This is a genomic window from Methylomonas sp. (assembly GCF_023228165.1).
Lineage (GTDB): Bacteria > Pseudomonadota > Gammaproteobacteria > Methylococcales > Methylomonadaceae > Methylomonas.
On the sequence record NZ_JALOBS010000007.1, the window covers coordinates 143,958 to 156,092 of the forward strand.

9 protein-coding genes are annotated in these 12,135 nt (G+C 47.4%); 2 read left to right on the plus strand and 7 right to left on the minus strand.

Going from position 1 to position 12,135, the window contains the following annotated elements; translation table 11 throughout:
* Positions 1–34 precede the first annotated feature (34 nt).
* From M0R33_RS07140 to M0R33_RS07160, 5 genes are all read right to left on the minus strand, one after another.
* Positions 35–277 (minus strand): hypothetical protein, encoded by a 243-nt coding sequence (locus M0R33_RS07140; RefSeq protein ID WP_292567089.1) that lies wholly within the window; start codon positions 275–277, stop codon positions 35–37.
* 63 nt (positions 278–340) lie between these two features.
* Positions 341–820 carry a DUF1566 domain-containing protein gene (locus M0R33_RS07145; RefSeq protein WP_292567092.1) on the minus strand — a complete coding sequence of 160 codons (480 nt, stop codon included), beginning with the start codon at positions 818–820 and terminating at the stop codon, positions 341–343.
* Positions 821–1,414: 594 nt separating this feature from the next.
* Positions 1,415–5,467, minus strand: a complete 4,053-nt coding sequence (locus M0R33_RS07150) for a hypothetical protein (protein ID WP_292567094.1) — start codon at positions 5,465–5,467, stop codon at positions 1,415–1,417.
* Positions 5,468–5,470: 3 nt separating this feature from the next.
* Positions 5,471–6,730: an ATP-binding protein gene (locus M0R33_RS07155; RefSeq protein WP_292567097.1), complete on the minus strand. Its 1,260-nt coding sequence runs from the start codon at positions 6,728–6,730 to the stop codon at positions 5,471–5,473.
* 116 nt (positions 6,731–6,846) lie between these two features.
* Positions 6,847–7,017 carry a hypothetical protein gene (locus M0R33_RS07160; protein ID WP_292567100.1) on the minus strand — a complete coding sequence of 57 codons (171 nt, stop codon included), beginning with the start codon at positions 7,015–7,017 and terminating at the stop codon, positions 6,847–6,849.
* A gap of 710 nt (positions 7,018–7,727) precedes the next feature.
* Between M0R33_RS07160 and M0R33_RS07165 the strand changes: the two genes are divergently transcribed.
* Both M0R33_RS07165 and M0R33_RS07170 read left to right on the plus strand, forming a co-directional pair.
* On the plus strand, positions 7,728–8,297 hold the full coding sequence (locus M0R33_RS07165) for a hypothetical protein (RefSeq protein WP_292567102.1): 570 nt from the start codon (positions 7,728–7,730) through the stop codon (positions 8,295–8,297).
* A gap of 51 nt (positions 8,298–8,348) precedes the next feature.
* Positions 8,349–8,861 (plus strand): hypothetical protein, encoded by a 513-nt coding sequence (locus M0R33_RS07170; RefSeq protein WP_292567104.1) that lies wholly within the window; start codon positions 8,349–8,351, stop codon positions 8,859–8,861.
* 233 nt (positions 8,862–9,094) lie between these two features.
* Here M0R33_RS07170 and M0R33_RS07175 read toward each other — a convergent pair whose 3' ends face one another.
* Positions 9,095–9,991: a hypothetical protein gene (locus M0R33_RS07175; protein WP_292567106.1), complete on the minus strand. Its 897-nt coding sequence runs from the start codon at positions 9,989–9,991 to the stop codon at positions 9,095–9,097.
* A gap of 123 nt (positions 9,992–10,114) precedes the next feature.
* The gene (locus M0R33_RS07180) at positions 10,115–12,121 is read right to left on the minus strand and encodes a hypothetical protein (RefSeq protein ID WP_292567109.1); all 2,007 of its coding nucleotides are present in this window, start codon (positions 12,119–12,121) and stop codon (positions 10,115–10,117) included.
* Between the last annotated feature and the right edge of the window lie 14 nt (positions 12,122–12,135).

Genomic DNA, 12,135 nt, shown 5'->3' on the forward strand with positions numbered 1-12,135 from the left:
TACATCAAAGTTCTTGGCCTAAAGGGAGTTAGCTTTAAGGGTTACGGTTTTGAATTTCAGCCAATATTTTATCGACTTCTTTTCTGGGCAGATAATCCAAATCCCAGTGACTTGTGTAGTTTTCCTTTAAACGTCTTTTGCCTTTGTGAAGTTGCTCGGGTTCTTTATTTACAGCAAAGGCAGCTGTGCTGATTGGTTTTTCAGCAAGGTCGATCGGATTATCAGCATATCGATCACTCTTTAGAAAACTAATCATTTTTGCAACCAGTGTATTCATAAAAGCTATTCCTTGATCTGATTTTTACCGGTAGACGCTGTTTTTCCTGGTTGGAGAAACAAATTAAAAAGACCGGACAGCACGCACGCTAAGCTTACTGTATTTATTGTAGCGATCCTGGTCGCCATTGCCGAAGCCCTGGATCCAGGCGCTGTTGATGTCTTGCTCCGTAGCGCTCCAATAGTCGTCTTTAGCAAAACCGCCCACCACGTTTCTGTGTTCATATAAGACTTTTAACTCAGTCTTTGTCGGCAAATGCCAGCCGGAGCCATAAGCGCCTGCAGCTGTAACAGCGTCACTCCAACTTAGTGAATTGATCTCATCGGCTGCTTTCGCTTCCAGGCCATGCTCACCCGTATCATCGACATAATAGACTTTGCCACCTTGGGGGCCACTGTCGCCAAGCCCATATATTGCAGCAGTCTTAGCTCTCTCGCTATATGGAACTGCCGGACTAACAGTGCTTTCCGCTTGAACAGCATGCCCCAATAATAAACCCCCAGCCAATAAAACCACTTTTGCTATTTCTTTGAGATCAATCATGGCAATGCTCCTTATTTCTGTTTGGCTGTTAGTGGTTTACTGTCGCTGATGCGGCGCTTTACGCAAGTTATTAAGTTCACAGCCTAGATTAGCGAGGGTCTTTATTAGTTCCTGGTATTGGCTGTCATAGTGAAAGGCCAGATGACTTGCATGCCCCAGACTACAAAGTGGGCAATTGGAGAGGGATGTTGAACATGGTTTGCCTGATTTTAGAGTCAACGAAATGTATCGAAGTGTCTAGCGATCCTGTCACAGCAAATTAAATCTTAACTATCAGCTGTGGTGCGAGTAAACTCGGTGAAGAATGCCAGCTTTCCGGCGATGAATCTGAAGAGTGGACCGTCAACACCCGACCCATTCCAGACTTAGGTCAGCATAAAGGGTGTGACTGGAATTCTGCGCTAAGCGGTCGTCCAGAATTTTAATAGCTGTTACACAACTGCATCCGTTAGCTTGTCACACCAATGACAGCTAAAATTCCAAAAACATCGTCCGATGTCTGCGAGATTTACGCGTGCTTGGACACAAACCCGGATAGATAGACCTTGGATTAGCTAAAAATCTGAGTTGGTTTGAAACCAGTTGTAGGCATTTTTAGCTTGGTTTTGATAGCGTTGTCGCCGAAACGTCAAGCACGAAGACTTCAATTAATTTTCGCTCCGCCGGTGTCAATGTTGCCTTCAGCATTTCCTCAAGTTCGATGGCGGACTTGGGTGGCGGCAGGCCATGGGGATGTGTCGGCAGCCGTTTAAAGTTAAACCACAGCACCAAATACAAGCCACGGCCTTCAGTTTCCGGCGAAATGGTGTAGAACGGTATCAATTGTTGGTGAATGGTTTTCCATAGTTCGCGGTGATAATCTCGTTTGATTTCGATGGGCAGGTAATAAGATCGCCCCTCATGGATGAAGGACAATGTCATATCGGCGCGCTTCTCATTGGCTTGCAATGCTTCAGGTTCGACAGCTACATCGTATTTAGCCAGCATCGGTTTAAGGCGATCAACCAGATAATTGCGACCGACCTCTTCGTACCTAGGGTCTTCTTCGGAGTAAGGTTCTTTAGGGTCTAAAGTTTCCTTGCCCTTCAAATTCCAGAAATTTTGGTAGGGGTTGGTACTGCTGGTATGCATTCCCTCCGCCAATTGCCGCAAACAATCCAACGCCAGCACTGAGAGATCGGCGACATTGGCTGGCTTTTGGTTGTTCAGTGTCTCGATGACTTGGGAAGCGTCTGGATGTTTATACAACGCTTCGCGGCGGCTGATTTGTTGGGTTTGTTGGGCGTCGCGGATTAGCGCGTGCCACGCGGCTAGTTTTGGTTGTTCTGGCAAATCGGCCAGAACCTTTGTGGCATCTTCGCCGGGGTTCGCCGCCAAGTTGTTTAACAAAGACCGAACGTAATCTCGCTCTTCCATTGCTCGCGTAACCAATCCGCCGCCTCTCGGCCAATTCGGCTGACAGCGAGGCGCAAACAACTCTATCAACACGCCTGTCGTGGAAGCCTGTTCGGGAATGAAATTACTTTCGTTGCCGTGCATTGGCAACAAGAATGACGACAAATGATTGATTCGCGTGGTGTTGCCACTTACCTCTTGTTTGACAACTGCTTCATAAGCATTCGGTTCGACGACCAACCCGGTGCCCAACCAATAGATACGTTGCGCGGTATCCATCCCTTTACAGGCCAATTTTTTCTCAATCAGCGGCTGAAACGTAGCGTTATCAAATTCGGCGATAGCGGCTTTTAGTAGATAGCTAAGATGCTGAAGATGATCCTTGTAGCCTCTGACCGGATATTTTTCGAGCAAAGGTAAAACGATTTGTTTGGCTACGGGCTTGCAATCGTCATCGTGCCTTAGATAGTGCAAGCCGTGAATATACTTCGCTTTGGCGGCTAATAAGGCAGTGATGTAATCCGAATAGGCTCGCGCAACCAAATCCGATCGAGAACGACATAACGATTTGAACCAGTCGTCGCTGAACGATCCTTCCGTAAAACAAAATGCCAAGGCGCTGTTCAATAAATCGTCGCTTATGGTATTGAGAATATCCGGATTTTCCCTATGTAAGTTATCGAGACAAACCAAAAATGGACGGCGAATATAGTGATATTCGCCTTTTGTATCCAAGGTCAATATATCAGCCGCGCTAGGAATATCCGTTCTGTGTAATATTTTAAGCAATCCCATTTTTGCAGCAGCTATTAAAGATTCATCGCCATTCAAATATTCTGACAGGCGCTGATCGTTAGTTTTTCCACTAATTTTTACTCGGTGATCAAAAGCCGTTGCTAATTGATCGAATATATATGGACTCGCGTTGGCGTCAGCAATTTTGGTTTTATGACTGTGTAAATACTGTAGTTTTTGCGTTAGTTCATCATGTCGCTTATTAGCCCATTTTTTTCTTGATTCGGCATGTTCAAGCCTCCAATCATCGATGGGCCAATAAATCAAATTCTGATAAGTCTCAAGAAAATCGGGATGATCTACCAACCAATTTACAAAATAATCCAGAGATAAACCACAGTCTCCCTGATTTTTTTGAAGCGATAAAAATGCCTGTTGAAAGCACCCATATTTCAGTTTCAAATTGGTTTTGGATAAAGACTGATCCAACCACCATAGACCAAGATTATCCGGACACTTGGCATAGCGGAATCGTTCATATATTTTATTAATTCCCCCGCTGGCATTTTCAAAGGTTGATATTTGTTTGAGGCCAACCGCTAACAAATCCAGGTAACGATCAGGCCGAGCACTGAGCCAATCGCAAATTCGCTCTTGCTGCTCATATAGGAATCTACCTTGCCCATATTGGTCGACACCAATTGATAACCATCGATATAGCTGTTCATCGCCAACAAAATCTCCATGAATAAGTAACCCGCGTAACAATAATTGTCCTACTACATCGAATAAATATTCATGCGGCAACGTTTCTAGAAACTCTGTCCCTCGACAGAATAGTTCATCGAGTATCGTAGGTAGATCATCATCCGGCAAACTTTTTGGAAATGTGGTTTGCCAGAAATAATGATAAGAAATGGTATGGATATTTTTAGGCCGAATTAAATATTTGAATATATTGGCTGCGGTAATTTTACTTGGAAACAATTTATCAAGAATGGTTTCCAGTAAGCCATTTTCAGTTTCCTCTATTTTGCCTTGACGAATGTCGTCAGCTAGAGATAGCAAGCTTTCAAAATCCTCCGGATATTGATGCATAAATGCATCCAATGCATAACTGCGGCTATTCTCCCAATAAGTGTTATCGCATATTACCGACAGCAAGGCCGGTTTAATTTTCACGATAGTTTCCGAGCAACACAAGCCTTTCAACAAACAATACAGCAGATATTGCTCGCCATCGCTACGCCCCGGACTGACGAGCACTTGCATTAAATCGTCCGCCATATCCTTTGTGCCCAAGGCCGAAAACGCCGTGGTATGCCAATCGCGGTTGGGAAAACCGGTGGTTTGCGCTTCCCGGATCAAGGCTTGCAATAACCTGGATTTAGTTTGCGTCGAAAACAACTGCACATCCCCATACACTACCAAACCCAAAGGATCGATTTCAATCAACCGGTCGCGCGCTGGCTCCGACAATACTGCCAACCAAGCCATCAAGCCGCGCAACGCTGTGACGATGCCGCCGTCTACGCCGGTCGTTAACGCCAACACTCGATTGACCAATAAGCCATCCTTGATCTTGCCGGCGATGAAGTGCGCTGCCAGATACTCCGCGACACTACGATGCACATAGCTGTATTCGTCTCCCGCCTTCCTGAACAAGCGGGTCTTTAAGGCAGCACGACTCTCCGAGGAAATATTGAGGGAATCAAGACTGATGCGGCCGGGTTGGGCATAGCCTTCGCTGAAGCCCGACAGGTTGGCGAGCAGTTGAATCGCACACAACAAACCCGCCGCGTCAAGCAAGGTTGGAATTTTAACGGGGGCTCTTTCCGCTACTCGATGTTCGTCGTTAAATTCCGCCGTCAATTGTTCGGATGCCAGTCGATAAACCTGTTGCTTGGTCGTCGGCCAATCTCCTTTTTCCTTGACCGCGTCGATCAACATATCCAGGGTTTGCGGGTTTTCCAGCAAACCGGACAAGCTAAAACGTTCCGCCTTTTCGATGAAACCGTCAGCATCTCCGACACGGTCATCGTTGGCGAGTATCGCCGTCACGTCGCTGCTGTTTAATGGATCTAAATATAATTGGGTAATTTCTTTGGACAGGCTGACTTTGGCTAAATCCTTGTTATCCAGCGCCCCTAGCCAATCGGCTTCGCGACAGGAAATGCGAAACCGTTTACAACCCAGTTTATTGAGTTTGCCTCGAATGGCTCCCAATGGCGTTCGCGCGTCGTCTTTGCCTGCTCTGGCTTCGTCCAGTCCGTCGATTAACAAGGTTTTCTCCCGCCATTCGTCGTTATCCAAATCGATAAAGTCTCTGGCGGAAATGTAATAGCCGTTTCCGGTATTGTTTGCTTCTTCTCCGAACAACGTGGATTTCCCGGCGCCCGGTTCGCCCAGCAACACATAGGCCGGCTGGTCTCTGTAGTCGGCGATAGGACGGCTTTCTGCAGAAATATCGTCCGTGGATTTTTCGGTGACGGTTCGGGGTACGCGGTGCTGCAACATTTGTTATTCCAGCCAGTCGTCGGCGGGTTGAGATAGAAACTCCGCCAGCGGCACACCGCCGGCGCCCACTAGAATTTTTTTGGCGTGAGAGTATTTTTCGGCAAACACATTCAATCCCGCCGATACCACTGGCTTGGGCGCGCTTTTAACTTCAATGGCCGTGAGTTTTTTGCCTTTGGCCAGCACGAAATCGACTTCCTGATTGCCTTCGCGCCAGTAGTAAAGCTTGGTGTCTTCGTCGCAGGTATTCAACAAATGCGCGCCGACGCTGCTTTCCACCAATCGCCCCCAATAACTTCGGTCGGCTTGCGCCTCTGCGAAGCTGTAATCCTGCAGGGCAGACATTAGTGCAGTGTTGAATACGTTCAGTTTGGGTGCCGAGTTGCGTTTGCGGACTTCTTGGCCGGCGAATTTGTGCAGCCCTGTCAGCAGCTTGGTTTCGGTCAGCAAATGTAGATAGTCGGCCAGGGTCTCGGTATGCTTGGCTTCGATAATGGCTTCTATCATCTTGGTCAACGACAATTCCTGACCGGAATAGTGGCAACCCAGTTCGAATAACTGTTTCAGCAGCATCGGATTTTTGATGCGCACCATTTGCAGGATGTCTTTCTCGATATTGGGTTGTATTAAGCTATCGCGCACGTAACGCCGCCAACGGGTTTCGTCTTTTATCAGCCAAGCGCTGCCGGGATAACCGCCGAAATAGACGTATTGTTCTAGCGTAAAGCCGAAGGCCTGCTGCATTTCGGCAAAGCCCCAATGACTGACAGGCAGGGTTTCGTAGCGCCCGGCCAGACTTTCCGATAGGCCTTTTTGCATCAACAGCGGCGCGGAACCTAGCAACACCACATGCATGGGCACGCCGTTGGCACGGTCGGCATCCCATAGGCCTTTGACGATGTCGGACCAATGTTCTATTTTTTGGATTTCGTCTATCGCAAACACAAAGGCTTCACCGCTTTGCGCGGTTTTAAGCCAGGCGGCGGCGCGGCTTCTGGCTTCCTGCCAATGAAATACCAGCCACGCTTTATCCTTTCTTTGAGGTGGCGAAATAGCTGCAACCACACCAGTCATTTCATAGGCGGAGAGGTTCGGTTCGTCGTCCACGGACACGTAATAGCCTTGCGTCGGCGCGGCAGAAACGATGTCGCGGATGATGGTGGTTTTGCCGACCTGCCTAGGGCCTGCGAGCAAATTGATAAAGTGAACCGGATCGCCGAGGCGGGTTTTAAGTAGGGTTTCCTGGGAGCGGGTATACGACATGTTACGTTACTGAGTAAATTTACTCGGTAACGTAACACTTCGGCAAGTATTTGTCTATTTTTACGCATAAACCTTGAGCCCTATAAAACAGCACCCGCATTATTTAAGGAATCCCTTCAAGACAATGCCAGCCACACTTGCTCCTCATCGTCCGCCGTCTGTTGGACCAATGCTTCCGGCAAACGACTACCCAAAGTCAACGGGACCAGCCCCAATAGCTGCACCGTTTGCTCAGCCGTCAAAACCTTGCGGCAGGATTTTGGTATGCAGCCAGACAGCAGCTTCATTGATAGCCGAAATACGCCACCGAAAGACGGTGATCATGTCTTGCAATCAAGCATCTATAGCTAGACTGGCAGGCAGGTATCTATTCAAGAGCGGTCACTTACGACCGCAACTTAGCGGTCCGCAACTGGCCGCTTGGTTGAGTTCGCCAACGACTGGTTTGTAGTTCTCCAGTGTTCAAAACCTGGCTTTGGCTGACTGACCGGTTTGGAGAGTCTCAATAGGCGGGTTTGGGTCGAAACTGTAAATTCGCCACTTCTGAAAGGCGCCACTCATTACTTGCATCATCGTATCGGAATGGGCGATGTGATATTAAACGTTTTTTGGTTGAATAACAATTCCACAGTCGTCGAAGCAAAGATTGAAGCCAAGTACTTGTTTTTACAATAATCTCTGGCGGTAAATTTCCGAGTATTTACCATAACCCATCTTATGCGAAGTCGCACTTGTTAGTGCAATTAACGGAACTGGTATTGTCCCGGTGAAAAAATTCAACGCCTCTTTATTTGGTGCTGGCCATTTTTCAAAGTCCTTTTGCACAACTCATACTTGAACTGCAAGCCGCATGAGAGGCGCGCTTTTGATATGATCAGATATTTAATACTGTAAGCGTCCTATGAAAGCGACATGAATATTTTTAAAATGTATTGACAATGGTAAGTCAGCCGATTTTTGGATCATTCGGAATTCATGGGGAAAGACGGTTGCCAGAGTGGTAGCAATCGACAAATTCAAGGAAGGCCCCCTGAAAGGCATTGGGCGGTATCCATATTTTAATGATGCAAAAGAAAGGGTATATGCCGAAATTTATACCGTCATAGAAGAAAATGGCGAAGAAATATTTGAACAGGTTGACCCTATATTTGAAAAATGCCCTCACAACTCAACGCTTGCAATACTCAGTTGTCCTGGAAGCTATGCTTATTCAAGGATTTTCCCTCACGGTAAATATTTCAAAATCAGAAGGATGGGCACAAGTGAAATAATTGAGCTTGAGGCTAAAATACCTGAAATCAAAATCTCTGACTCTTCTGACAAACGAACTATTACTCAAGATTTGCTCGCCGATGCGGCATCGCTGATTGGCATGCATGGCAATATACAAGTTGATTTCGACAATGTAATGAACGCATTTTATATTTCGTTTCCTTACTCGGAACAGTTGGTCAAGGCGGTAAAAAAAATAAACCCTAAGTTACGCAGCTATGAGCCGATGGAGAAGTCATGGAAGGTCGATATCGTAGCCATTGCAGATGTCAAATCTCTGCTATCAGATGCTTGATGCGGCTTCTCATGTGTGACAATTAGTTTGTCTTTTTTGCCCGTACCACATATGCAAGTTTTCAAAACCTTTTACGTAATCGGAATTTACGACCCACAACAATATGATGCCTGGCCGTGGCATTGTCACTATGAATATGGCCAGTATCTTTCAGACAAGCACAGAATTTGCGGATGGCTTCGACAAGCAAGATTCGAATCCGAGGAGGCGGCAAGAAAATTCTATTTCGCCTGGAAACGTTACAAGGAATTCAAATTCGAATTAATTCCTCAACAATCATGGGTTGATGTTCCCGATCCTGTTTATCCAGCAGATCATCCAAAATCTATATTAAAAGCCATAACGGAAAACGAACCCCACGGAGTCAAACTTACCGGATCACTTTGGCTTTACGGCCAGGATATATCAACTCTTTATTCTGCAAAAACATTAAAGAAACATAGAGAAATCCTTTTAAAGTATGGCATTGATATTAGCGAGCCATTGCCAGATCATTTAAAAATAACAGCAGAGTCACGAATCATTGATCCTCCAGAAAAGATAAAACTAACCGTCGTTAAATGACTTTGCAAGCGGAGTCACAGGTATACCATATTGCGCGACGAGTTCAACCGAGCATGTTTTGGAAGGGGCCAAAAATAGTAGCTGTCGATGGCGATTGACTGATTCTCTGGAAACCGTGCCTGATAATACAGCGTTCGAGTTCTCTAAAATCATGAACGTCGCTGCAGCTGTCGTTTTAAGAACTCGGTAGCATTTGATTGCCGGAGCTGTGCGGCAAATCGTCGATAGGACAACTAGATGGTGATGATCTGACTACCCATGTCTTCTAAAAGATCTTTCTTGTAAGCATCAAACAAAAGTTCATCCGCACGAAGCTGGTCGATTGTCATTTGCCCGCGGACGAGCCGCTCAACAAGCCACCAGTATGAGCACAGTCTGTCGTGAAGTGCCGGATCAACATCCTTTCCGCGAACGAGGTCAACTCCAACCACAAGCTCCCTGTCCTCCAGATAGATTGCATTCGCAAGCTGGTAGTAGTCATTGCACAGATCGAAGTAGACAAGGGGCACCTCGTACTTGGCTCGTCGAATATCAGTTCGATATATGTACTGGAAACCGTTCATGCTGACCTTCATTTGAAGGCCCGCCGAATATCCAGCCGGTCTGCCTCCGATTAGTGTTTGCAGCTCGCGCCTATTGGTGCGACAGTGAATCCAAATGACATCGCGCTGAGGGTCGTTTGGCCGGTACTTTTGAAAATATTTCAGCCGTGTCGATTCGAGTCCAGTTCCAATTGCTAAGTATTGATCTAAGGTATGGTGCAGAACGGTTCCTCTCCGGGCAATCTGTCCCCAGCGACGATTCGCGTAGATATCATTGTGACAATTGCGCACGATCATCGCTTCTGCGATCTTACCAAGGATTCGCATGATTGCCCCCCTGACCTCCTCCTCAGAGTTCACGATGAGAATTCTCGAACGCAGTAGGCCATTTTCATCCACAGAGACCAAGCCTAAATCTTCGGTCAGAATACCGAGGAGTTCATCGGCATAGCCATGACGAATTAGTTCGAAGTTGCGGTGGCCACGCTGCCACTGCTCCAAGGATTGTATTATTGAATGGTCGATGGATCCGTTCGGCAGCTTTTTGCAGATCACCAACCTTGAGTCTGGCGTGATTTTTTGTTCCATTTTTCTATGCAGAGGCATCCAGGTGGTGTTTTCTGACAGACTAAACATGAGAGATTTGCATCATAGACGCATAAATCACATGAACTTGGCTACTAATGCCCATAACCACCTACGCCACAGCCGTTACGGTCCTTCTTTTACTAGGCGCTGCATGTTGAGCGAGCTCGTCGTCAATCCAGCCCGGTTGAAGCGGTATCGCATGTATGCCGAAATATCTTCTTCATGCGAGGATACGATGAGCTGGCAATGCTTGAGTTCACATCGGAGCAGGTCAGTCAGAGAGGCGACGTTTACCTCATCCAGGGACTGAGATGGGTCGTCGATAAGGATGAGCGGGACATCTGCATACACCTTGTTGAGCGAAAGGAAAAAGGCGAGGCCGAGGGCTGAAACCTGGCCTGTGCTCATGGACATGACCGCGTCATGGTCGGACTTTTCCGCCGTCAGGAACCGCAGTTGCTTACCATCCTGGCTCTCAATGAATAGCCCGAGGCCGCGCTGGTAGTTCTGGATGAGCCGCCCACTGTAGATATGGAAAATGAGCTCAATTGCCGAGATGGTTTGATCAGCGTACTTTTGCTCGGCTTTCTTCAAGGTCGAAAGTAGTTTGTTGACCTTGTCTTTGGCTTTGTTGGCTGCCTCGTTCTCGCGTTGAAATTTTTGAAGGTTTTCAACACATTTCTGAAGTCTGCTGCTCTGGGCTTCGTTAGCCTTAATCGTGATATAGAGCTCTTTGTTTTTCAGATCTTGAGTATCAAAAATATAGAAGTCCTTCAAGTCCTTGAACACCGCATTGATGGTTTGGCACCAATCTTCCGGTGGCACCACGGTCTCGTCCGTTTTCTTGGAGCGCATCAAATTGCGTAGCTCTTCCAGGCGGGTAGCTACCATCACTTCGTCGTCGTTGAATGTGAAGGTGATTTGAATACCTTCAGCCCTGAGCCGTTCGGCTAGCTGCTGGATTGCGGGTAACCTGGTCTTAGCTTCTGTCAGCGCTTTATGCAGCACACCGTTGTATCCAAGCTTCAGGATCGCCTCGCGTCCCTGGATATACGCCTCAATGGTGGCGAGCTCGGCAGTCATTGAGGTGATCAAGGCGACGAGCGCTTTACCGTCATTCCCCAAGGCGTCAGTGATTTTCCGGGCCCTGTTCTCAACAGCTTTGAGCATTGATGCATGAGCTTCCCAGTCGGCACCGCACAGCGGGCAAAACTTGTCGTCGGGATAAAGCTTGGCGTGCTCATCAAGGAGCTTTTGCTTCAACCGAGCCAGTTCGGCTGCGGCGCTATCGTTCGCGGTGTTCTTGGTCTGCAGGTCATCGCGTGTTGTAATTTGCGTCTCAAACCACGCCAGCCGATTAGCCGCCCAACCTGGCAACGTGCGGGCCTGCTCCGCAGTGATGACAGAAGCCCCTTTTTTGATGATAACGGTGGCTTTGGCGAGTTGGTCAATCTCTCCTTTAGTTTTGTCCAGATCATCCAGCCGATTCAAGTCAGTGCCTAACTGGGCCAGGCTGTTCAGTGACTCTGCATGCAGATTAATGTCGGTTTCGATGGCTTCATTTTCAGCTCTGATGCGAATGGCGGCTTTCTGAGGAAGCAGATCACCTAGTTTGCGGATTGACTTCAGGAATTGGGAGTGAACGTCTTGGGCATAGATGGGAAAGGGGTCCTCCTTGTCCCAACCTGGCACGGACTCAGCGGTCGACAATTTCTTATATTCAACGCTGCCCAGATCGGCTTTAACCATTTCACGCAAGGCAGTGCACTCGTTTTTGAGGGTATCTTCCTCAGCTTTGCGTTTTTCGTCACTCAAGTACTTGGTGAGTTTGTTTGTGATCGACCGACAGTTTTCAATCTCGGCGGCGATGTCGCTGATATTGAACAAGTTTCCAAGCACGTCTTTACGCTCGTCCACTCGAGTGTGGAGCAGTTTATTTTGCCCTTGCTCCAGGTAGTTCAGGAAAGAGAAATTCTCTCTGAAGTTTTTGCCAAAGACTTTATCGAGGAATTCGTCCTGGCGCAGATTGGCGGGAGTATAGGCTTTAGAGTCGAAATCGGGCAGCTCATAGAGGGCAAAGTGCTTAAACTTATCGGCTCGGTTATTCGTTTTGGTTTCGAATGTTTTCACAGGCGCATGCCTGG